Annotated in this window: 21 protein-coding genes; 7 read left to right on the top strand and 14 right to left on the bottom strand. The window is 73.7% G+C overall.

The annotated features are described in order from the left end of the window. Positions 1-8: 8 nt before the first annotated feature. From ACFYW3_RS04485 to ACFYW3_RS04475, 3 genes are read right to left on the bottom strand one after another with little or no spacing between them, the layout of a single operon-like run. Positions 9-1,169, bottom strand: coding sequence for an acyl-CoA dehydrogenase family protein (locus ACFYW3_RS04485; RefSeq protein ID WP_351761088.1), 1,161 nt, complete (start codon positions 1,167-1,169; stop codon positions 9-11). Further along, positions 1,166-2,353, bottom strand: coding sequence for an acyl-CoA dehydrogenase family protein (locus tag ACFYW3_RS04480; RefSeq protein ID WP_351761091.1), 1,188 nt, complete (start codon positions 2,351-2,353; stop codon positions 1,166-1,168). The genes ACFYW3_RS04485 and ACFYW3_RS04480 overlap by 4 nt, the downstream gene beginning before the upstream one ends. After that, positions 2,350-3,327, bottom strand: coding sequence for an NADPH:quinone oxidoreductase family protein (locus ACFYW3_RS04475; protein ID WP_389385504.1), 978 nt, complete (start codon positions 3,325-3,327; stop codon positions 2,350-2,352). Before ACFYW3_RS04475 ends, ACFYW3_RS04480 begins: the two co-directional genes overlap by 4 nt. A gap of 264 nt (positions 3,328-3,591) precedes the next feature. Between ACFYW3_RS04475 and ACFYW3_RS04470 the strand changes: the two genes are divergently transcribed. Next, complete coding sequence (locus ACFYW3_RS04470; protein WP_389385503.1) at positions 3,592-4,728, top strand: hypothetical protein; 1,137 nt, start codon at positions 3,592-3,594, stop codon at positions 4,726-4,728. A 50-nt stretch (positions 4,729-4,778) separates the two neighbouring features. Then, positions 4,779-5,675, top strand: coding sequence for an SDR family oxidoreductase (locus tag ACFYW3_RS04465; protein ID WP_389385502.1), 897 nt, complete (start codon positions 4,779-4,781; stop codon positions 5,673-5,675). Between the two features lie 63 nt (positions 5,676-5,738). Here the strand turns inward: ACFYW3_RS04465 and ACFYW3_RS04460 are convergent, their stop codons facing one another. Both ACFYW3_RS04460 and ACFYW3_RS04455 read right to left on the bottom strand, forming a co-directional pair. Next, on the bottom strand, positions 5,739-6,572 hold the full coding sequence (locus tag ACFYW3_RS04460; protein WP_351761103.1) for an enoyl-CoA hydratase/isomerase family protein: 834 nt from the start codon (positions 6,570-6,572) through the stop codon (positions 5,739-5,741). 47 nt (positions 6,573-6,619) lie between these two features. Further along, entirely contained in the window at positions 6,620-7,384 is a 765-nt protein-coding gene (locus ACFYW3_RS04455; protein WP_389385501.1) for a PIG-L deacetylase family protein, read from the bottom strand. A gap of 447 nt (positions 7,385-7,831) precedes the next feature. On the opposite strand from ACFYW3_RS04455, the gene ACFYW3_RS04450 reads away from it, so the two are divergent. Further along, positions 7,832-8,401, top strand: coding sequence for an SMI1/KNR4 family protein (locus ACFYW3_RS04450; protein ID WP_389385500.1), 570 nt, complete (start codon positions 7,832-7,834; stop codon positions 8,399-8,401). 302 nt (positions 8,402-8,703) lie between these two features. On the opposite strand, the gene ACFYW3_RS04445 is transcribed toward ACFYW3_RS04450, so the two are convergent. Next, positions 8,704-9,789, bottom strand: coding sequence for an S-(hydroxymethyl)mycothiol dehydrogenase (locus ACFYW3_RS04445; RefSeq protein WP_389385499.1), 1,086 nt, complete (start codon positions 9,787-9,789; stop codon positions 8,704-8,706). 73 nt (positions 9,790-9,862) lie between these two features. After that, positions 9,863-10,804 (bottom strand): LysR family transcriptional regulator, encoded by a 942-nt coding sequence (locus tag ACFYW3_RS04440; protein ID WP_389385498.1) that lies wholly within the window; start codon positions 10,802-10,804, stop codon positions 9,863-9,865. 71 nt (positions 10,805-10,875) lie between these two features. On the opposite strand from ACFYW3_RS04440, the gene ACFYW3_RS04435 reads away from it, so the two are divergent. Beyond that, positions 10,876-11,859, top strand: coding sequence for a dihydrodipicolinate synthase family protein (locus ACFYW3_RS04435; RefSeq protein WP_351762530.1), 984 nt, complete (start codon positions 10,876-10,878; stop codon positions 11,857-11,859). Positions 11,860-12,317: 458 nt separating this feature from the next. Beyond that, positions 12,318-12,974 carry a LysM peptidoglycan-binding domain-containing protein gene (locus tag ACFYW3_RS04430; protein WP_351762527.1) on the top strand — a complete coding sequence of 219 codons (657 nt, stop codon included), beginning with the start codon at positions 12,318-12,320 and terminating at the stop codon, positions 12,972-12,974. 21 nt (positions 12,975-12,995) lie between these two features. Here ACFYW3_RS04430 and ACFYW3_RS04425 read toward each other — a convergent pair whose 3' ends face one another. Genes ACFYW3_RS04425 through ACFYW3_RS04415 form a run of 3 tightly spaced genes read right to left on the bottom strand, consistent with a single transcriptional unit; the run spans position 12,996 to position 17,382 of the window. Next, positions 12,996-13,970, bottom strand: coding sequence for a phytoene/squalene synthase family protein (locus ACFYW3_RS04425; RefSeq protein ID WP_389385497.1), 975 nt, complete (start codon positions 13,968-13,970; stop codon positions 12,996-12,998). A gap of 1 nt (position 13,971) precedes the next feature. Continuing rightward, the gene (locus ACFYW3_RS04420) at positions 13,972-15,669 is read right to left on the bottom strand and encodes a serine/threonine-protein kinase (RefSeq protein ID WP_389385496.1); all 1,698 of its coding nucleotides are present in this window, start codon (positions 15,667-15,669) and stop codon (positions 13,972-13,974) included. A gap of 27 nt (positions 15,670-15,696) precedes the next feature. Beyond that, on the bottom strand, positions 15,697-17,382 hold the full coding sequence (locus tag ACFYW3_RS04415; protein ID WP_389385495.1) for a peptide-N4-asparagine amidase: 1,686 nt from the start codon (positions 17,380-17,382) through the stop codon (positions 15,697-15,699). 341 nt (positions 17,383-17,723) lie between these two features. On the opposite strand from ACFYW3_RS04415, the gene ACFYW3_RS04410 reads away from it, so the two are divergent. Next, a complete protein-coding gene (locus tag ACFYW3_RS04410) occupies positions 17,724-17,990 on the top strand; it encodes a GlsB/YeaQ/YmgE family stress response membrane protein (protein WP_351762516.1) in 267 nt (88 codons plus the stop codon). Positions 17,991-18,027: 37 nt separating this feature from the next. Here ACFYW3_RS04410 and ACFYW3_RS04405 read toward each other — a convergent pair whose 3' ends face one another. The 3 genes from ACFYW3_RS04405 to ACFYW3_RS04395 are packed head-to-tail and all read right to left on the bottom strand — an operon-like array spanning position 18,028 to position 20,125. After that, a complete protein-coding gene (locus ACFYW3_RS04405) occupies positions 18,028-18,357 on the bottom strand; it encodes a hypothetical protein (protein ID WP_389385494.1) in 330 nt (109 codons plus the stop codon). Further along, positions 18,354-19,223, bottom strand: coding sequence for a hypothetical protein (locus tag ACFYW3_RS04400; protein WP_351762513.1), 870 nt, complete (start codon positions 19,221-19,223; stop codon positions 18,354-18,356). The genes ACFYW3_RS04405 and ACFYW3_RS04400 overlap by 4 nt, the downstream gene beginning before the upstream one ends. Further along, positions 19,220-20,125 (bottom strand): phosphatase PAP2 family protein, encoded by a 906-nt coding sequence (locus ACFYW3_RS04395; protein ID WP_389385626.1) that lies wholly within the window; start codon positions 20,123-20,125, stop codon positions 19,220-19,222. The genes ACFYW3_RS04400 and ACFYW3_RS04395 overlap by 4 nt, the downstream gene beginning before the upstream one ends. 212 nt (positions 20,126-20,337) lie before the next feature. Between ACFYW3_RS04395 and ACFYW3_RS04390 the strand changes: the two genes are divergently transcribed. Beyond that, positions 20,338-20,970, top strand: coding sequence for a TetR/AcrR family transcriptional regulator (locus ACFYW3_RS04390; protein WP_351762510.1), 633 nt, complete (start codon positions 20,338-20,340; stop codon positions 20,968-20,970). Positions 20,971-21,113: 143 nt separating this feature from the next. Here ACFYW3_RS04390 and ACFYW3_RS04385 read toward each other — a convergent pair whose 3' ends face one another. After that, positions 21,114-21,656 (bottom strand): TerD family protein, encoded by a 543-nt coding sequence (locus ACFYW3_RS04385; RefSeq protein WP_351762507.1) that lies wholly within the window; start codon positions 21,654-21,656, stop codon positions 21,114-21,116. Between the last annotated feature and the right edge of the window lie 252 nt (positions 21,657-21,908).

Raw genomic sequence — 21,908 nt, 5'->3', positions numbered from 1 at the left:
GGATCACCTCACGGGGTCGGGCCGGCGACCGCCGTCCCGGGGCGGGTGCCGGGGGCCGGGAGTTCCGCGAACTCCGCGACCAGGCCGCGGTGGTGGCCCGCCGTGCCCAGGGCCAGTGAGTCCGCCTTGGCGCGCTTGAGGTAGAGGTGCGCGGGGTGCTCCCAGGTCATGCCGATGCCGCCGTGCAGTTGTACGCACTCCTCGGCCGCCCGGACGGCGACGCCCGAGCAGTACGCCTGGGCGACGGCCACGGTCAGCGGCGCGTCCGGGGCGCCGGTGGCGAGGGCGTCGGCGGCGGCTCGGGCCGCCGCGCGGGCGGAGGCCACGTCGAGCCAGAGCCGGGCGAGCCGGTGCTTGAGGGCCTGGAAGGACCCGATGGGGCGGTTGAACTGGTGCCGGCCGCGCACATGGGCGACGGTCTCCGTCAGGCACCACTCCGCGAGGCCGAGTTGCTCGGAGGCCAGCAGTCCGGCGCCGCTGAGCAGGGCTCCCGCGACGGCGGCCCGCGCGGTGGCGGCATCGGCCAGGCGGGTGCCCGCGGCCCCGTCGAGGGTGACGCCGGCGAGTGGGCGGGTCAGGTCGAGCGGGACCAGCGGGGTCAGCGCGACCTCGGCGGCGGGGACGGCGTACAGCCCGGTGTCGGCGAGGACGAGCAGCACGTCGGCGGCGGCCGCGTCGGCGACGGAGGTGACGGAGCCGGTCAGGGTCCCCGCTCCGGTGTCACGCACGCCGGTGGGCAGGGGCGCCCCGGGGGCCAGGGTCAGCGGCACGGCGGGGACGCAGAGCCGCTCGCCGGAGGCCACCTGGCGCAGCAGGGCGGACACCGCGTCCGAGGAGGGGTCGCAGCCGAGCAGGATCTCCGCGGCGAGGACCCCGGCGGTCAGGTAGGGGACGGGGGCGACGGCCCGGCCGAGTTCCTCCAGGACCACGGCCGCCTCGCGGTGGCTCGCGCCCTGGCCGCCGAGCTTCTCCGGGACCAGCAGTCCGGCCGCGCCGATGCCGGCGGCGAGGGTCTGCCAGGTCCGCGGGTCGTGGGGGTGGTCCGTCTCGACGCGCGCGAGGACGCTCGCGGGGGCGCAGCGGTCGGCGAGCAGGGAGCGTACGGCGGACCTCAGTTCTTCCTCGGTCTCGGAGTAGAGCAGGTCGAAGGGGGCGCGCGGGCTGGTCATCGGGCCAGGTCCTTCCAGGCGAGGTCCTTGTCGTCGCGCGGTTCGGCGGGCAGGCCGAGGACGCGTTCGGCGACGATGTTGAGGAGGATTTCGCTGGTGCCGCCCTCGATGCTGTTGCCCTTGGCGCGCAGGTAGCGGTATCCGGCGTCGCGGCCGGTGAAGTCGACGATCTCGGGCCGGCGCATGGTCCAGTCCTCGTACAACAGGCCTTCCTCGCCGAGGAGTTCCACTTCCAGGGCGCTGATCTCCTGGTTGAGGCGGGCGAAGGTGAGCTTCATGCCGCTGCCCTCGGGGCCGGGTTGGCCGGCGACGAGTTGTTGGCGTAGTCGCTCGCCGGTGAGGCGGGCCACCTCGGCCTCGACCCACAGCTCCAGGAGCCGCTGGTGGAGGTCGTGGGTGCGCAGGTCGGGGCGTTCGCGCCAGGTGGCGGCGACCGGGGCGATCATGCCGCCCTCGCGCGGGATCCGCATGCCGCCGATGGAGACGCGTTCGTTCATGAGGGTGGTGCGGGCGACGGCCCACCCCTGACCGACGGCTCCGAGGCGGTGGCCGTCGGGGATGCGGACGCCGGTCAGGAACACCTCGTTGAACTCGGCCTCGCCGGTGATCTGGCGCAGGGGGCGGACCTCGACGCCCGGGGCGTGCATGTCGCAGAGGAAGTAGGTGATGCCCTGATGTTTGGGCAGGTCGGGGTCGGTGCGGGCGATCAGGATGGCCCAGCGGGCGGTGTGGGCGCTGGAGGTCCACACCTTCTGGCCGTCGACCACCCACTCGCCGGCGGCCTCGTCGAGGACGGCCCGGGTCCCGAGCGCGGCGAGGTCGGAGCCGGCGCCGGGTTCGCTGAAGAGTTGGCACCAGACCTCCTCGCCCACCCACAGGGGGCGCAGGAAGCGGCGCTTCTGCTCCTCGGTGCCGTACGCGAGGATCGTGGGCGCGGCCATGCCGAGGCCGATGCCGATCCGACGGGGGTCGTTGTCGGGGGCTCCGGCGGCTTCGAGTTCGCTGTCGACGAGCACCTGGAGGGAGCGGGGCGCGCCGAGGCCTCCGAGGCCTTCGGGGTAGTGGACCCAGGCCAGCCCGGCGTCGAAGCGGGCGCGCAGGAAGTCGCCCCGGGGGGTGTCGGCGGGCGGGTGGGCGGCGAGCAGCTCGGCCACGCGTACGCGCAGTTCGTCGGCGGTGGTCATCGGGAGGTGCCTCCGTCCAGGGCGGGCAGCACGACGATGCGGCCGGTGGTGGCGCCGTCGGCGAGGCGCTGCACGGCGTCGGCGGCGTCGGCGAGGGGGACGCGTTCGCTGACGAGCGGGGCGATGGCGCCCTCGGTGGCCAGTCGGGTGAGTTCGGTGTGGCAGGCGACGATGGAGGCGGGTTCCTTGACGGCGTAGAGCCCCCAGTGCAGGCCGAGGACCGCGTAGTTCTTCACCAGGGCGTGGTTGAGGGCGGGGGTGGGGATCGTTCCGCTCGCGAAGCCGACGACGACGATCCTGCCCTCGAAGGCCACGCACTTGGTGGAGGCGGTGTAGGCGTCGCCGCCGACCGGGTCGTAGACGACGTCGGCGCCGCGTCCGCCGGTGAACTCCTTGACGCGGGAGACGAGGTCCTCGGCCGTGCGGTCGATCACGAGGTCACAGCCGAGTTCCTCGGCGGTGCGGACCTTGGCCTTGCCTCCGACCACGCCGATGACGGTGGCCCCGGCGGCCTTGCCGAGTTGTACGGCGGCGCTGCCGACGCCACCGGCGGCGGCGTGGACGAGCAGGGTCTCGCCCGCCTGGAGGCGGGCCCTGCGGTGCAGGCCGAACCAGCCGGTCTGATAGCCGATGTGCAGGGCGGCGGCCTCGGCGTCGTCGAGGGTCTCCGGGGCGGGCAGCAGGGCGCGGACCGGGGCGGTGACGTACTCGGCGAAGCCTCCGTGGGGCAGGCTCGGGTTGGCGATGACGCGGCGCCCGTCCTCGGTCTCGCCGCAGATCTCCACGCCCGGGGTGAAGGGCAGCGGCGGTGTGATCTGGTACTGCCCGCGGACGAGCAGGGCGTCGGGGAAGTTGACGTTGGCGGCGAGCACCCTGAGGCGCACCTCGCCCTCGCCCGGAATCGGTTCGGGAACCTCTTCGAGGCGCATGGCCTCGCGGGGCTCGCCGGGGGTATGTACTCGCCATGCCTGCATCCGGGGCCTCCAGCCGCCGTCGAGGAACCACGCTCCGCGGGCATACTAAGCGGTCGCTTGTGGATCTGGGAACCACTTCCGCCGGTCTCCCCCCGGGGACCCGGGTCCCGCGCGGTCCGCGTCCCCGGATCCGTACGCGCGAGGCCGGCCGACAAACCGACCCTCGGGGATAACATCAACAAGCAGGTGTCACAGGGGACATGACACCTGTCGCCGCCGTGTGCGCGGCGGCGCCACACCGTCATCACCAGGGGGATTCCACCGATGAACACCGTGCGCATCAGACGAGGTACGGCGGCAGCGACTGCGGCCATGGTCGTGGCCGGCCTCGTGACGGCCGCCGGACCCGCCGTCGCGGCCGCCCCCTGCACGCCGAGGATCCAGGTCCTGGGCGCGCTGACGCCCGACACCCACCACCCGGATTCCCTTCAGACGCAGGGGGTGCTGGACCTCGGCGCGGGGAACCTCAGCGTCGGCGTGTCCGGCGGCAAGCCCGTGTACTGGACGGGCACCACCCTCCACAAGGTCCCGCTCACCGATCCGAACGCCGGCGGACGGGTGCTCGCCGTCAACCGGCACGGCCTGATGGTGGGCGTGCTCCACGACGCGGCGGGAACCTCGCTGTTCTCGTACAGGAAGGGCGCCGCGGCGGTCACCACACTGCCAGGCGGCCACGGGTACGACATGGAGGCCGATGTCAACGACGCCGGGTACATCGTCTCGCGGGGCACGCCGGGCGGCGTCGTGTGGAAGGACGGCGTGAAGGTGCGGGACCTTCCCGTGCCGGCGGACGCGGGCCCGGGCACGCGCATCGAGATGGTCACCGGCATCAACGGCCGCGGGGACGTCCTCGGCATGTCCGAGCAGGACTACGAGGTGCCCGAGACCGGGCAGCACCTCCAGGGCAGCCACCCCGTGCTGTGGCCGGGGGACGGGAGCCCGGCGCGCACCCTGGCGCCCAGCGGCGGCGGCACGCCGGAGTCGAGCCACGTCCAGGACATCGACGAGAGCGGTCGGATCGTCGGCTACGACTGGCGGGGACCCTGGCACGAGTACAAGCCGTTCGTCTGGACGCCCCCGCACACCGGCCCCGGCTCCTCACCCGGCGTCCTGAGCACGCACCCGTACGGCACCTTCGAGGCGATCAGTGCGACGACGAACGTGAGCGTCGGCACGGCCAAGTTCCACCCGGAGTCGATGACCCTCCAGGACCAGGCGCAGTGGTGGCCCGGCTCCGGCCCGGTCCTCGCGCTGCCCCGACTCGCCAAGGACGCGCCGAGCATGGCCGACGCGGTCGCCGACGACGACCGGGTCGGCGGTGCGGCCGTGAACGCGAAGGGCAGGCTCAAGCCGGTCATCTGGACCTGTGCGAGCAAGCAGGCGTACGCCCCGGCGCGGTAGGCCTGTCCCGGGCATGGTGATCTGGGCGTCCACGCGCTATCGATGGGCGCATGGAGAACCCTCTGCGCGGTCTGCCCGCGCCGCCGCCGCTCGGCGCAGCCGCCCTGCCTTCCGGGACCTACGAGGGGCAGGTGGTCCTGGTGACCGGCGGCGGCACCGGGCTGGGCAAGGCCATCGCCGCCGAGTTCGCCCGGCTCGGCGCGGATGTGGTGATCGCCGGTCGGCGGGCCGCGCAACTCGACTCGGCGTGCGCCGAGTTGGCGGCCGTCCCGGGCGCGGGCCGGGTGGCGGCCGCCGTCTGTGACATCCGGGACCCGGAGCGGGTCTCGGATGTCTTCGACGCGGCCGAGGCCGCGTTCGGCCCGCCGGACGTCCTGGTCAACAACGCCGCCGCCAACTTCCCCTGTCCGGCGGAGGACCTGTCGCCGAACGCGTGGCGGGCGGTGGTCGACATCACCCTGACGGGCACCTGGTTCATGACCCGCGAGTTCGGGCGCCGACACCTCGCGGCGGGGACCCCCGGCTCGATCGTGAACATCGGCGCCTCGTACGCCTGGACCGGCGGCCCGGGTTTCGCCCACAGCGCCGCCGCCAAGGCCGGTGTGAAGAACCTCGTGGAGACGCTGGCCGTCGAGTGGGGCCCGTACGGCATCCAGATCAACGGCCTGGTCCCCGGGCTGGTCCCGCACGCGGACATGACCGGGGACATCCGGGGCGGCCTGGACGGCGCCGCTCCGGACACCAAGGACGGCCGGCAGCCCGCGCTGCGGGTCGGCGCGCCGCGCGAGTTGGGCTGGGCGGCGACCTTCCTGGCCTCGCCCTACGCCCGCTTCGTCACCGGGCACACCCTGGTGGTCGACGGCGCGAACTGGCAGCGGCGCTCACTGGTGAACCCCGAAGTGGTCTCGATCCGCACCCAGTTGGGGCGCGGACCGTTCAGGCCGTGACCCGATCGGCAGGCGGTGGTCCCGGCCGGTCGGGTCGCCTGCGCCCGCAGGCCCGTGCACCCGTCATCCTCCCGTGAAGCGCGGCGGGCGTCGGGCGGCCTTGGCGGCGTACCCCTCCCGGGCGTCCTGTGAGGTGAGGGTGAGTGCGGCGGTCATCGCGACACCGTCGAGGGCGGCCTGGAGGGCGGCGTCCGCATAGGCGTCGATCCCGCGCTTGATGCCCTGGACGGCGAGCGGCGCGTTGGCGGCGATCTCGGCCGCCAACGCGCGAGCGCCCTCCTCCAACTCACCTGTTGGAAGCACTTGTTGGACCAGGTTGAGGCGTTCCGCCGTAAGGGCGTCGATGCGCCGCCCGGTCAGGGCCAGGTACTTCGCCCAGCCGGCGCCGGCCTCGCGGGCGATGCGCAGGTCCCCGCCGGCATCCACCGCCACGCCCAGCCGGGCTTCCGGCAGGGCGAAGACGGCGTCCTCGGCCGCCAACCGGACGTCCGCCATCAGCGCGAGCTCGAAGCCGAAGCCGAGGCAGTAGCCCTGGACGGCGGCCACGACGGGTTGCGGGAGCCGGGCGAGGACCGCGAAGCGCTCGTGCACCCAACGGATGCCCTCGTGGTAGTTCCGGGTCCGCTCGGCGGGCGTGCGTCCGGTGATCGCGCCGCCGGGGGCCGTGACGTCGATCCCGGCGCAGAAGGCCCGCCCGTCGGCCCTCAGCAGGACCACCCGGACCGTCGGGTCGAAGCGGATCCTGTCGGCCAGCAGCCCCAGTTGACGGGTGGACTCCCAACTCCAGCCGTTGAGCTTGTCCGGACGGCAGAGGGTGAGGATCGCGATTCCGTCCTCGACTTCGAGGCGGATGCGCTCCTCCCCCTCCGCGACCTGCGTGGTGATGGTGTCGATCACCCGATGCCCCCTCGCCGCTGACGAGTCGTCAGCTTAAGGGGGTCCGATCAGCGCGGGAAGAGCTCGAACGGAATCGCCGGGCGGCCCCCGAAGCGGGACGAGGCCTGCTGGGCGTTGCCCGTGAGGAAGGTCCGCACGTACTCCTCGGGGTCCTGGTCGGTGAGCACCTCGATGTAGGCCTTGTGCTCCAGCAGGGACGCGATGGACCGCTCCAGACCGGCGGTGGCGTCGACGGCGTGCGTCGGTGTGGCGGAACCGGCCACCGCGACCCAGCGCACCCCGTCCCAGGGCTCCAGGCCCTGCACGGAGATCAGCTCGGGAAAGATCCAACGGTTGCCCGCGTCGCCTGCCGCGTCCAGTACGGCGCGGCCGACGGCCTTGTGGTCGGGGGTGTTCCAGAAGCCGCCGCCGTCCGCGCCGCCCCAGGTGTCCCGGTGGTTGAGGGTGACGATCAACTCGGGGCGGTGCCTGCGGATGGCCGCGGCGATGTCCCGGCGCAGGTCGAGGCCGTACTCCACGACCCCGTCGCGGTGGTCGAGGAACTCCACCGCGGACACTCCGACGACGGCCGCGCTCGCGCGCTGCTCCGCCTCGCGCAGTGGTGCGCACTCGGCGGGGGCGAGGGTGTCGATGCCCGCCTCGCCGCGGGTGGCCAGCACGTAGACGACCTCCCGGCCGCCGTCGGTCCATTCCGCGATGGCGGCGGCGCAGCCGTACTCCAGGTCGTCGGGGTGGGCGACCACCGCGAGGGCGCGCCGCCAATCGGTGGGCATCGGCTGCAACGGGGCGGGCCGTGTTGGTTGTTCGGTCATGCCTCGCACCCTAGGCCCTGTCGTCGACGTGTTGCCGGTACGGCCCGCGGCCGTGCGGGTGCGGGTGCTCGGAGTTCATCGCGTACGAGGGCCGGCAGCCGGTCCAGGACCCGGGGCCCGCCGGCGCGGAGGCCGTCGTGCTCGAACTCGTCCGTGAGCGTTTTCAGCGTCGCCACCCCAGGGACGCCGTGACCCTCGCTTGAGTCCTGGAAGCTCCTCGGCTGGGTTCGCCGGGCACAGTGGGTTGTCTGTGAAGAGTCGCGGGCGGTCACTTCGCTGAGGTGCCGACCCTGCGCTTCGGGGCGGAAGACGATCGCGAGGAGGGAGGGAGCACACGCTCGAAGTACCATCCCTGCACGGTTGTCCGGCCGATACTTCCCAACCTCCGCAGTGTCGTAGCCGGACGGAGACAACCTGTAGAGGACAGAGGGCAGAGGGCAGAGGGCGATGAGTGTGACTGAGAGTTGGTCGCGTGTGATGAGTCTTCTTCGGGAGCACGCGCCGGCCGATCACGCGGATCTGCCGGGGCCCGCTACGGAGCAGATGCTCGCGGCAGCCGAGGAACGGATGGGGATCTCCCTGCATGGGGACCTGCGGACGTGGCTGTTGCGGAACAATCTGGATCTGCCGGAGGAAGACGTCGACGACGAAGTGGCATGCTGCGGCTTCGACGGGTTCCCTGACGAGGGAAACTTCTTTCTGGGCATCCGGGCAATGGAGAGGCTCTACGCGAACCGCTCCAGGTCGTGTGGATTCGACCCTCCGGACCAGCCGGACCACCCGTTCTGGCGTAACGAGTGGATCCCGTTCCTGTCGGACCAGGACGGCTGGATGGGAAAGTTCGTCGATGTGCGGGACGGGCGCGTCGGCAGGTGGTTCGTGGGTGACCCCACGGTTACGGGCGAGTACGAATCGATGGCCCAGTATTTCGACTCCTTGGCGAAGACGCTGACGAGGATCGCCGATGGAAGCTACCCGGTCTGTCGGATCACCGAAGGTCGACTTGTCTGGTCGTGAGACGGTTCCCGGCTGGATGACGGTCATTGCCAATGCGTCCTCACCCTGGAACGGCAATGAGATTCATCAGCGTTGACGTTCCGGCGTGAGGATGGCTGCGGCGATGACGGTCATCCGGTTGGGGCTGCAGCGGACCCGGGCGGGCACACCGACGCCCCGGACGGGCCGCGGAGCTGCCCCGGACCGGCCGCGGCGCGGCGCGGTGGACGGGCCCGCCTCCGTGCCCGGTCCCGCCGCGGGCCCGCGCCCCGATCACCGGGTGTGGCCGGAGAGATCGGGGCGCGGGGGGGGGCGGAGCGGGATCAGAACTCGACCACCGACCGCAGCACCTCGCCGCGCTCCATGCGACCGAAGGCCTCCTCGACCCCGTCGAGCGCGATGGTCTCCGAGACGAAGGCGTCCAGGTCCAACCGGCCCTGGAGGTAGAGGTCGACGAGCAGCGGGAAGTCGCGTTCGGGCAGACAGTCCCCGTACCAGGAGGACTTGAGGGCGCCGCCGCGTCCGAACACGTCGATGAGCGGGAGTTCCAGCTTCATGTCCGGGGTCGGCACGCCGACCAGGACGACCGTCCCGGCGAGGTCGCGGGCGTAGAAGGCCTGCCGGTACGTCTCGGGGCGGCCGACGGCCTCGATGACCACGTCCGCGCCGTTGCCGTCGGTCAGGGCCCGGATGGCCTCGACCACGTCGTCCTTGCCCCCGTTGACGGTGTGGGTGGCGCCCAGGCCCCGCGCCCACTCCAGCTTCCGGTCGTCCAGGTCCACGGCGATGATCTTCGAGGCGCCGGCCAACCGGGCGCCCGCGACGGCCGCGTTGCCCACTCCCCCGCAGCCGATGACCGCGACGGAGTCCCCCCGTCCGACGTTGCCCGTGTTCAGGGCCGCGCCGAGGCCGGCCATCACGCCGCAGCCCAGCAGGCCGGCGGCGGCGGGCGAGGCGGCCGGGTCCACCTTCGTGCACTGGCCGGCGGCGACCAGCGTCTTCTCGGCGAACGCGCCGATGCCCAGGGCCGGGGAGAGCGGCGTGCCGTCCTCCAGGGTCATGGGCTGGGTGGCGTTGTGCGTGGCGAAGCAGTACCAGGGGCGGCCGCGCCTGCAGGCCCGACATGTCCCGCACACCGCACGCCAGTTGAGGACGACGAAGTCACCGGGCGCGACGGACGTCACGTCCGGTCCGACCGACTCGACGACGCCCGCCGCCTCGTGCCCGAGGAGGAAGGGGAACTCGTCGTTGATGCCGCCCTCGCGGTAGTGCAGGTCGGTGTGGCAGACCCCGCAGGCCTGGACCTTGACCAGGGCCTCGCCGGGCCCCGGGTCGGGCACGAGGATCGTCGTCGTCTCCACCGGTGCGCCCTTGCTCCGGGCGATGACCCCTCGTACGCGATGTGTCACGTCATACCCCGCTCTGATCGGATCCGTCTGGATCATCGAACGTACACGGGCGGCACGCGGTGCGGGAGCCGTGTCACCCTTCGGCGCGCGGACTGGCCAGTTCCGGTGGACCGGCCAGTTCGGGTGGCACGGCGGCCCGCAACGCCGAGCCGAACGCGGCGACCGCGGGGTGCCCGGCCGCGCCGTCCCGAAAGGCGATCTTGGTTCGGCGCTGCATGAGGAGCCGGGTGAGGGAGACCCCCGGTTCGGCGTCGCGGATCCCGAGCCGGGGCACGACGGCCACCCCCTGGCCCGCCGCGACCAGGGCGAGGACGGTGGCGAACTCGTCCACCTGGTGCCGCACCCGGGGGGTGAACCCGGCCGCCTGGCAGGCCCGGACCGTCATGGCGTGGCAGAGGGTGCCCGGCGTGGCGGTGATCCAGGGGGCGGCGGCCCTCGTCCGCAGGACCGCTCCCTGGTCGGGGCCGGCGTCCACCTCGGCGCCCTCGGGGACGGCCAGGAACATCGCCTCATCGAACAGGGGCTCGGTGGTGAGGCCCGGTTCCTCGGGCGTGGGGACGAAGTCGTACTCGTGGACCAGCGCCACGTCCAGGTCGCCGGCGCGCAGCGCGTGCGCGACCGCCGCCGGGTCGGTCTCGCAGACCATCGGCTCCAGGCGCGGGTGGCTGCGGGCGAGGGTGACCAGGGCGGCCGGGACGATGGCGCGGGTCGCGGTGGGGAAGGACCCGACGCGCAGGACGCCGGCGAGGCCGCCGCGGGCCTCGGCGAGGTCGGCTTCGGCCCGCTCCAGCCGTTCCAGGACGGCCTCGGCATGGCGGACGAGGTCCTCGCCGGCGGGGGTGAGGCGGACCCGGCGGCCGGTGCGCTCCAGCAGGGGCAGGCCCGCCTCGCGTTCCAGGACGCCGAGCTGTTGGGAGACCGCCGAAGGGCTGAAGGCGAGGGCTTCGGCCACGGCGGCGATGGTGCCGCGGCGGGCCAGTTCGCGCAGCAGGCGCAGGCGTCGTACATCGAGCATCGGCTCAGCTTACGCTTCGAGTAAGGAATGCGAACTGGATTCGATGATCGGGGCGGGGCAGGCTGGTCGCCATGACACAGGACGCCTCGCAGGGCACGGCCACGCCGCCGAACGCGGCTTCGAACCGGAATCGGGACACGAGTCCCTTCCCGGGCGGGATCCACGTCCCGCTCGTCACCCCCTTCACCGCTGCCGGGGAGGTCGCCGTCGACGCCCTGGAGGCCCTGGCCCACGAGGTGCTCGACGCCGGAGCCCGCGGGATCGTCGCCCTCGGCACCACGGGCGAGAGCGCCGGCCTCGACGAGGCGGAGCGGGATCTGGTCACCGACGTCTGCGCCCGGGTCTGTCGGGAGCGCGGGGCGTCGCTCACCGTCGGAGCGGGGGCGAGCGGGACCCGGGCGAGCGAGGCCGCGCTGGCCCGGCTCGCGCGGTGGCGGCCGGTGCGGGCGGCCCTGGTGACGGTCCCGTCCTTCGTGAGGCCCTCGGCGGCGGGGGTGCTGGCACACTTCGAGCGCCTGGTCGAGGTGAGCCCCGTACCACTGATCGTCTATCACGTCCCCCATCGGACCGGTCGCCCCCTCGACGCCGCCGTGCTCCGCTCGCTCGGGGAACTGCCCGGGGTGGTCGGGGTCAAGTACGCGACCGGCGGCATCGACCAGGACGTCGTGGCGCTGCTCGGTGACCGGCCGGACGGGTTCGCGGTGCTGGCGGGCGACGACGCCTACGCGTCACCCCTGTTGGCCGTCGGCGCGCAGGGCGCGATCCTCGCCTCGGCCCACCTGGCGACGGGGCGCTTCGTGGAGCTGGCGGCGGCCTGGGAGGCGGGTGAGGTGTCGCGCGCCCGGGCGCTGGGCCACGTGCTGGCCCGACTGTCGGCGGCGGTCTTCGCGGAGCCGAACCCGGCGGTGGTCAAGGGGGTGCTGCACGCCCTGGGTCGGATTCCGACCGCCGATGTACGGCTCCCCCTGCTGCCCGCGTCCGAGGAGTCGGTGGCCGTCGCCCTGAAGGCGCTGGCGGAACTCGCGACCGGCCCGGTGGGGGCCGGCGGGGCGTGATCCCGGGAGACTGCGGGGACGCGTTCCCGGTGGACGGCGAGCCGGGGCGCGGCGTCGTCCGGAGGGCCGGGGTCGGGCCGGAATTCACGCCGGAAAAGAACCGTGATGGGCGATTCGCCACCAAGGGGTGGGTCGCCCGAATTCGGTAGACGGAGGGGCGACTTGCCCTGCTTTCCGCTCGAGGCCGCCCGCCCGTGATGTGAGTCACGCGGGGCCCTTCAACATCAATTCCGCGAAAGAGCCGGATCCCCTTTCCCTGGAAAGGGAATCGACATTCCCCGCTTCCCATTCTCAAGGTCATTAACCGGACCGAATGCGGGATGTCGATCACCCGACACAATTCCAGGCTTGTTCGGCCCCCACAGGCTGTCTTACGGTCACCTCGTTCCCGGTGGCCCGGCGTTCATTCCCCTCACCGCCAGGGACGCTCCCCGCACCCCCACGTGAGGAATTCCGCCATGCCCGCAAAGGGAAAGCACCGCCGCCCGAAGCAGCACTCGATCGTCCGCAGGCTGGCCGTCGCCGGCACGGGCGGCATCGCCCTGGCCCTCCCGCTGATCGGCGCGGGCACCGCCGGAGCCGCCGAGAGCATCGCTCCCACCACGTACTCCGTGGTCGCGGGCGACACGCTGGCCACGATCGCGACCAAGCACGCGCTGAGCGGCGGGTGGGCGCAGCTCTACGAGGCGAACCGCGGGGTCGTCGGCGCGAACCCGGCGGTCATCCGGCCCGGGCTCAAGCTGTCCCTCGGCACGGCGGCGAAGACCGCGGCGGCGAGACCGGCGACCGCGTACACGAACAACCTGGACGGCTGGATACGCGAGTCGCTGGACGTGATGGCCCTTCACGGCATTCCCGGAACCTACGAGGGAATTCACCGCAATGTGATGCGGGAGTCCTCGGGCAATCCGCTGGCGATCAACAACTGGGACTCCAACGCCGCCGCCGGCATTCCCTCCAAGGGTCTGCTCCAGGTCATCGACCCGACATTCCGCGCCTACCACGTGCCGGGCACGTCCGAGGACTCCTACGACCCGGTCGCGAACATCACCGCCGCCTGCAACTACGCGGCCGCCCGCTACGGTTCGATCGACAACGTCAACGGGGCCTACTGAGCGCCTGACGCCCGCCACCGATCAGGCACGCGCACGGGCCCCGCGGGCTCGGAGCAGAGTGCGCATCGGGGCCACGAGACCGTACCCGATGTCCTCGCGCAGAGCCTTGACGCCGGCCCGCTCCACCGCGGCGAGTTGGTGCGTCATCAACTCGGTCATCGTGGCGATCATCGGGCGCAGGCCGGGAACCGCGAGGTCGACGAGTCCGTCGGTGGCGTCGAGGGCGGTGCGGGCGAGGCCGCGTTCCGAGTCGAGGAGCGCCCGTACCGCCGGGGTGTCGCGGGCCTGTTCGAGGTCGGCCCGGGTCACGCCGTGTTCGGCGAGGCGGGCACGCGGGATGCAGAGCCGGCCCTCGGCGAGGTCCGAGGCGAGGTCGGCCAGGAAGTCCACGCGCTGCGCGGCTTCCACGAACCTCCGCCAGCCGGCGGCTTGTTCCTCGTCCGGGCCGCCCTGGTACTGGAGGCCGACAAAGGCCAGTACCGCGGGCCAGGCGTACGCGTCGAGGTAGTCCTGGAAGTCCGCCTCGGTGGCGAAGCCGTCGAAGGCGGCCTCGAACGTGACCGCGCCCTCGATGAAGCGGGACACCCAACGGACCGGCAGACCACGGGTGTTCACGGCGTGGGCGTAGGCGCGCACCAGCGGATCGGCGCCGGCACCGGTCCGTACCGCGGCCTCGAAGTCCTCCTCCAGCGCGGCGAGCCCGGCGGTGCGCCGCCGCGCGGTTCCGGTCTCGGCCACGTCGTCGACCCGGTTCATGAAGGCGAGGCCCGCCGCCAGCCAGGGCTGGAGCGGCGGGGCGGCGAGCAGGCGCAGCGCCGCGTAGGGGGCCGGTTCGCGGCGTGCCACCCGGCGGGCCGCGTGGGTGAAGTCGGCTCGTTGCCGGGATCCGGAGATCCCCGCCGCCGTGAGTGTGGTGCGCCAGCCGGGCATGGTGGGGTCGGGCCCTTCTCCGTGGTCGGCGCGCGCTGCCGCGCACGCGCCTGCGGGGTACAGCATGTCAGCCGCCGACCACCTTCTTGATCGTGCCGTCGACGCCCGCCAGGACGTAGCCGCCTTGGCCGTACGGGTCGCTGATGTAGGAGCGGATGGCCGGGGTGTCGTCCGACCACACGTCGAGGATCAGGTAGCGCCCGCTGGGCACGGCGACCCCGAGGCGTTCCCTGGATTGGCTCAGCAGGGTCGGCAGCACGTCCCACTTGACCGCGGACATGTCCATCAGCCGCCCGCCGGCGGGGATCGTCCCTCCCGGGGCGAGGCGCCGGGCGGTGCCGTCGCGGTACTGCCAGTTGTCGTACGTCTTCGCCCCGGGCGCGGTGGGCACGCCGGCCAGCATGTACTCCGGGTAGACGACCAGCCTCACGAACGTGGTGGTTCCGGTGCCCTGCTTCAGCGCCTCCAGGCCGGCGCGGGCCCCGTCCGGGGTGAGCAGGTCGACGCGGGAGGCGGCGGGCGGGGCGGAGTCGGTCCGCCCGGCCGGGGTGGAGGCGGACGGCTTGGCGGTGGCGGGCTTCGCACCCGCCGGGCTCCCGCCGGTCGAGGGATCGGCGGAACGGGAGACCGTCGGGCCTTCCTTCGCGTCGTCGCGGGTGCCGTCGTCGCCGTCGCCCAGCAGGTTCACGGCCAGGGTCGCGCCACCCGCGAGGAGCAGCGCGACCAGTGCGGCGAGCAGTGCGGGCCGGCGGCGCGGGGTCCGGGCGGTGGGCACCGGTGTGGTCACCGCGTACGGGTTGCCGCCCGGTGGGCCGAAGGACGCCCCGGGCGGGTTCACGGCCGTGGGAGGCGGCCCGTAGGGCCCGAATCCGGGCGAGGGCGGCGTTGCGGGGGCGGGTGGGGGCGGTGTGCCCCGGAGAGCACTGCTCGCGTCACGGAGCAGTTGTCCCAACTGCTCGGCGTCGGGCCTCGCGGCCGGGTCCCGTACCAACAGCCGTTCCAGTACGGGCCCCAGCGGTCCGGAGCGCGTCGGCGCCGGGATCGGGTCCTCCAGCGTGGCGACCATCGTGGCCATGGTCGTGGCGCGGCGCAGCGGGTGGACCCCCTCGGCGGCGACGTACAGCATCATGCCGAGCGACCACAGGTCGGAGGCGGCCAGCCCTTCGGCGCCGCGCACCCGCTCGGGCGCGATGTACTCGGGCGAGCCGATCAGCGCGCCCGTCGAGGTGAGCGCGGTCGATCCGTGCAGCGCGGCGATGCCGAAGTCGGTGAGCACGGCCGAGCCCTCCGGCCGCAGCAGGACGTTGGCCGGTTTCACGTCACGGTGGAGCACCCCTTCGGCGTGTGCGGCCCGCAGCGCCGACAACACGTCGAGCCCGATGCGCAGGACGTCCGCGACGGGCATCGGGCCGGACTCCAGTCGGTCGTGCAGCGAGCCGCCCTTGACCAGCTCCATCACGATCCACGGATGTCCCTCGCCGTCCGGTGCGGGCTCCACGATGTGGTGGATCGTCACGACGTTCGGGTGGGTGAGCCGGGCGAGCGCCCGGGCCTCGCGGACGGCCCGTTCGCGCAGTTGGACGACGAGTCCGGGCTGTGCGGCGGCGGTCGCCGGGTCCGGCGGGCGCACCTCTTTCAGGGCGACGTCGCGGTGCAAAGCGATGTCGCGGGCGCGCCACACCGTGCCCATGCCTCCGGCGCCCAGGGGGCCGATCAGTTCGAAGCGGCCGTCGACCAGCCGTCTGCCGGCCTCACTCGTGTCCATGGGCGGTCATCGTAGGCGGCGCCGGTGTCAGCAGCCCCGCCGGTCCACCGTCAGCACGCCCTGCACGGTCGTGAGCGTGCGGTCGTGACATCCCCCGGGCGCCTGCGATCCGTACAGCCGGTGGCGCGCCGTGGTGGTGGCCACCGCGTGGCGCTCCTCGCGCGGGACGTTCGCGGTGTAGCTCGCGTCGCCCGTGTACCGGTCGTCGAGCCGTGAACGGTCGATCTCCCGGCCGGCGCGCAGCACGACGGTGTCGGCGCGGTCGCCGAGGGAGAGGACGGTGCGCAACCGGTCTCCGGCGCCCAGGGTGGTCTCGCCCTCCATCGTGTAGGCGCGTGCCGTGCGGGTGGTCGTCGGGCCGCGGGTCACGCTCTCCCGGTCGGTCCACTCGGCGCTGAGGGCGTCACGGCTCTCCCCTTCGGTCCAGCGGTGCGTGGAGCTGTGCCGGACCATGCGGGTGACGGTGGTGACGACCCGGCCGTGGGAGGTGTCGAGGTGCCCCGCGACGGTCAGGCCGTGGCCGCCGGTGGTGTCCAGTCGGTGTTCGGAGCCGGGGGTCCAGCGGGAGGAGCCCGTCGGGGCGACCTCCTCGTGCCGGGTGAGGGCGCCCGTGACGACGGCCCGGCCGGCGTCCTGCCAGAGCAGCAGGTTGGTGGGGGTGCTCCAGCCGGCCTGCCCGGCCGGGACGCCCGCCACGGACACCTCGATCCGGTGCGGGCGGCCGTCGTTGAGGAGCGCCGCGTAGGGCGTCAGGTCGTAGCGGATCGGCTGCACGTCGAAGGCGCGGGGGCCGGGGATCACGTACCAGAGGAAGGGGTTGGACCAGCCGCCGGTCCAGACGGTCGGGAAGGGGGCGGCGAGGCCGGCGAGCTGTCCGTCGACCAGGACGCGGACCTCGCGGTAGGGGCCGTCGGCGGCCTTGCAGGAGTAGGGGGCCGCGTCCGGGACGGTCAGGTACCAGTACTCCTCGCAGCCGCCGCCCGAGCCGGTCGCGTACACCTCCGCCAGCAGGCGTTCGGTGTTGCGCGGGGTGGTGACGGTGGGGGTGGTGAGCGGGAGGACGCGGTCCGGGGTGTCCGCGGCGGGCCGGGTGCGTTCGTCGGAGGCGAAGAAGGTGAGGGTGACCTCGACGTCGATGACGCCGGTGTAGGTGTCGTTGACGACGTTGCCGATCAGCATCTCGACGGGCTGCGGACGGCTGAGGGTGTCCCGGTAGTGGGAGACGTCCTTCTCCACGGACCAGGTGATGCCGTCGGGCGAGGGCTCGGGAGTGGAGGTGCGCAGGATCTCCACGCCGCCGACGGTGAGGTTGCCCAGGCGGTCGTACTGACGGCCCTTGACCTTGCCGTCGAGGCGGAGCACCACCTTGGCCCAGTCGCCGCGGCCACAGCCGTTCGGGGGCGCGTAGTCGCCCCGGTAGGGGGTGAAGTCGACGAACCGGGCCTGGGCCAGGGTCACCCGGCAGGACCGGGTGGAGGGCCGGGTGACGGGCGGGCCGGGCGTGAGCGGGTCGTGCCAGTCGGTCCCGAACTCGGCGGGCGGCTCGGCCCCGGCGACCACGGGCGCGGCGGCGACCACGGCCGGGGATGCGGGTGCGCCGAGGGACGCGGGTGCCGCCGGCGGGGCCGCGGCCGCCGGTGTCCCGGCGCCGGCCAGGCCGGCCGCGGCGAGCGCGAACGCGCCGAGCAGGCCCGTGATCCTGTGTCGTCTCATGGGCCCGTAGTGAAGCCCGGCCCGACCGGGCGCCGCCAGGGCCGCCGGCCCGACGGTGGCCGGATCTCGCCCCTGTCGGGCACCGTGCGGGGACCGGCCCCGGCCGGGTGGCGTCAGGCCTCTCGGGGACCGGCCCCGGCCGGGCGGGGTCAGGCCTCTCGGGGGCCGGCGGGCAGGAGGACCACGCCGTCGTCGTCGGCGTGGACGAGGTCGCCGGGGCGGAAGGTGACCCGCCGATGGTGACCGGCTCGCGCGGAGAACCGTTTCGGCCGGCGGCGCGTCCTCCCTCGTGAGAACGCGCACCCACACCTCATCGCGCGACCGGAGCGGAGTGAACGACCATGGGCATCATCGGCTGGATCATCCTGGGGCTGCTCGCCGGAGGCATTGCCAAGCTGCTGCTGCCCGGACGTGACCCCGGTGGCCTCATCATCACCACCCTGATCGGCATCGCGGGCGCCTTCACCGGTGGCTGGCTCTCCGCGAGGTTCCTGGACCGGCCTATCCAGAACGAGTTCTTCGACGCGGCCACCTGGGGCTCCGCCATCGCGGGCTCGTTCGTGCTGCTCGTCGCCTACCGGATCCTCTTCGGGCACTCCCGCCGCTGACTCCCGTCCGGCCGCCGCCCACGCCGGCCGCCGCGGGTCAGCCGCGCCGCACCCGGGCCGCGCACGCGACGGTGACCACGGCGGCCGCGGCGGCGCCCAGCGTCATGAGGCCGCCGCGGGATCGGTAGGAGAGGACGGAGAAGGTCGAGCACGCGGAGAGCGCCGAGCCGACGCTGAGCCAGGATCCCGACGAACCCAGTGACAGGGCCGAGCCGATCGACACGGCCGAGAGCGCCGAGCCGATCGAGGCGACCGACAGCACGCTGCCGACGGAGCCGACGGAGAGCACCGAGTCGACCGAACCGATGGACAGCACCGAGTCCTTGGACCACAGGGAGAGGAACGACCGCTCGATCATGCCGGTCATGCTGCCACATGCCGGCTCGGCAGGGCGGTGGGCGCGGAAGCCTGTTTGCCCGGCGTCGTCCTGGTGAGCAGCATCACCCCGCGGCCCGCCGCGAAGGCGCCGGCCACGGCGAGGACGATGCCCGCGACCCCGCCCTGGAGGCGCTCGCCGAGCAGGACCATGCCGATCGCGGCGGCGGCGAGCGGGTTGGCGAGGTTGACCACGGCCAGCGGCGCCCCGAGCCCGCCCCGATAGGCGCGTTGGGACAGGAGCATCCCGCCGACCGCGAACACCACGACGAGCAGGGCGACCGCGATCACCCGGACGCTGAGCAGGGCTCCACCGCGGCCTCCCGCGACGGTGACGGTCTGGGTCAGGGCCGAGGCGGCGGCGGAGGCCAGTCCGGACGCCGTGGCGTGCCGCAGCCCGGAGCGCACGTCGCCGCGGACCGTCAGCAGCATGATCACGGCGGCGGTGGCGCCCGAGACGGCCAGCGCCTCGGTCAAGGTGAGGGTGTCGTCGGGGGCCGGGCCGGAGGCCGGGAGGAGGAGCAGGCCGAGTCCCGCGACGGTGGCGAGGGTGCCCCGCCATTCGGTGGCCGCCACCCGCCGTCCGGCACCGCGCGCCCCGAGCGGTACGGCGGCGACGAGGGTGAGGGCGCCGAGCGGCTGGACGAGGGTCAGCGGCCCGTACCGCAGCGCGGCGGCGTGCAGCAGCGCCGCGGCGGCGTTGAGTCCGGCCGACCACCACCAGGCACCGTTGCCGAGGAGCGCGCCGGCGCTGCGGGCGACGGCGGCGCGGGCGAGGCGCTCCTGGGCGACCGCGGCGGCCGCGTAGGTCACGGCCGAGGCCAGGCAGAGCGCGACGGCGAGGGCGGTGGCGTTCATCGCCCCGCTCCCGCGGTCGCGGGGACGTGCGCGGCCGGATCCACGTCCGCGCGTACGGGGAGGTCCGGGCCGGAGGCGGCCGGGGCTCCCGGCGCGGGACGCCGGACGGGTCGCGGGACCGACGGGCCCGCCGGCACCGGCGCGGACTCCCGCGCCGACCGCGCGTGCGGCTCGGGGACGGGTCGCGGGACGAGCAGCAGCGCGGCCCCCAGCAGCACGGTGGCGACGATCGCGTCGAGCCAGTAGTGGTTGGCGGTGCCGACGACCACGAGCAGGGTCACCAGGGGGTGCAGCAGCCACAGGGCCCGCCACCGCGACCGGGTGGCGGCGATCATCCCGAGGGCGAGCATCAGCGCCCAGCCGAAGTGCAGCGAGGGCATGGCCGCGAACTGGTTGGCCATGGTGTCGGCGGCGGGGGCGGCCCGGTAGACGGTGGGCCCGTACACCTGCCCGGTGTCCACGAGGTGCGCGGCGTCGAGCATCCGCGGTGGCGCCAGCGGGAAGCTCAGGTGGATCGCGAGGGCGGCCCCGGTGAGAACCGCGAGCACCCGTCGGGTCCACAGGTAGTGGCCGGGGCGGCGGAGGTAGAGCCAGCCGAGGAAGAGCGCGGTCGCCGGGAAGTGCACGGCGGCGTAGTAGGTGTTCGCGACGTGTATCAGGGCGTCGCCGTGCAGGAGCAGCCGCTGTATCGCGCCCTCACCGGGCAGGCGCAGGACGCGTTCGGCGTCCCAGATCCACGCGGCGTTGCGGAAGGCCTCGTCGGTGCGGCCCGTCGCGAGGGTCCGGCCCGCCTTGTAGACGGCGAAGAGGCCCGCGACGAGCAGCAGCTCGCGTACGAGTCTGCGGCGTGCCGCTCTCGAACCTGCCGGTGGTGGGTCCGCGGGTGTGGTGTGGGAGGTCATCCCCCGGTCTCGCTTCCTGTCCTCGGCGCACGGCTGGTTCGGGGCTCGTCCGGTCAGGGCCTCGCCGTACATCGACACGCCAGTGTATCGATACATTCGCGTATCGATACGCCGGTGTAGCGATACGCTGGCGTAGCCGTACACTCGAACCACGCCGGACGGCAGAGCGAGCCGCCGGGCCCGCAGCACGCCGCCGAGGAGGGCCGCATCCCATGACGTCGACCCCGTCGACCAGCGCGCGTCGTTCCAAGATCAGCCCGGAGCGGGTGCAGGAGTTCTACGACGCCGTGCTGGACCAGTTGCGCGAGCACGGGTACGAGGCCCTGACCATGGAGGGCGTCGCCGCCCGCGCCTGCTGCGGCAAGTCCACGCTCTACCGGCAGTGGAAGACCAAGCCGCAGCTCGTCGCCGCCGCGCTGCGCGCGAACCGGCAGGGCACCCTGGCGGCCGTGGACACCGGGACCCTCGCGGGCGACCTGCGCGAGGCGGCCCGGATCGCGGCCGGGACCTCCGGCCGGGACACCAGGCTCTCCCAGGCGCTCGGCCACGCCGTGCTCGGCGACGAGGAACTCCAGGCCGCGCTGCGCGAGGCACTGGTGGAACCCGAACTCGCGGCGTTCGACGCGATGGTGGCGCGGGCGGTGGCGCGGGGCGAGGTCACCGCGAACCATCCGGCCGTGGAGTTCCTGCCGGCGCAGCTGATGGGCGTCTCGCGGATCCGGCCGGTGCTGGAGGGGCGGTACGCCGACGCGGACTATCTGGTGCGGTTCGTCGACGCGGCCCTGCTGCCCGCGCTCGGCGTCACCCCCGCGGACGCGGCGACCGCACCCGGCACCACCCCCTGAGACAGGCGGGCCGCCGTCCCCGATGACCGGGCGGCGACCCGCCCGCGCTGCCACGTGGGGACGGCGGCAGCGCGCCGGCCGGACCGGGCGGCGGGCACTCGCACGACGAGTGACCGCCGCCCGGTCTGAGCGGCCGATTCACGTCAGGACCGGGCGGCGCCCATGACGCGGGTGAACTCCTCCGGCTCGGTGTCGAACCCGCGCTCGCGGGCATCCAGCGACCAGCCGCCCGAGGTGTCCCGGACGAACTCCGCGACCGTGGCCGCGGTGGCCCCGGCGACACCCTCGAAGTCGGACTCGGCGAGTTCGGTGTAGCCCTCGCGGATCCGCAGTCCGGTACCGGCCACGGAGGCGAAGGTCTTCGTACGGGCGCCCTGCGGGCCGGGGTCCTGGATCACGACCCCGACCACCACCCGGACCAACTCGGTCGACATGCGGTTCAGTTCGACGGTCATCACCTCGTCGAAGCCGAAGCCCTGCCCGGTGTCGCTGTCCCGGTCGAGGGTGATGGTGCCGTCGGGTGCGCGGCTGCCGAAGTGGACGAGGTAGACGGGGTCGCCGTACGGATCCGCCGCCCCGTAGACCGCGGCCAGTATGTCGAGGTCGTGCGCGGGCGCACCGGTCGGGCTGGGGTCCCACCGCAACGCGATCTCCACCTTGGCCAGGCTCTTGCGTATTCCGCTCATCGAACTCCCCCTCCGCGCACCGGGCATTGCCCGGCCATGCTGTCACGCGACCGCGATCACCGCGTCGACGAGCGAACGTTCCAGGCCAGTCGGGCTCCGCCGCGTCCGCCGGGCGGGGGGGGGGGGGGGGGGCCCCCCCCCCCCCCCCCCGCGGGGGCGGCCCCCCCCCCCCCCCCCCGCGGGGGGGGGGCCCCCGCCGGCCCCGCCCCCCCCCCACGCCCCCGCCGCGCCCCCCCCCCGCAGGGGGTGGAA

The sequence above is a fragment of the Streptomyces sp. NPDC002602 genome, from assembly GCF_042889445.1.
Classification (GTDB): Bacteria; Actinomycetota; Actinomycetes; order Streptomycetales; family Streptomycetaceae; genus Streptomyces.
Note: the sequence above shows the minus strand (reverse complement) of the source record. Positions and strands in the feature narration are given on the sequence as shown.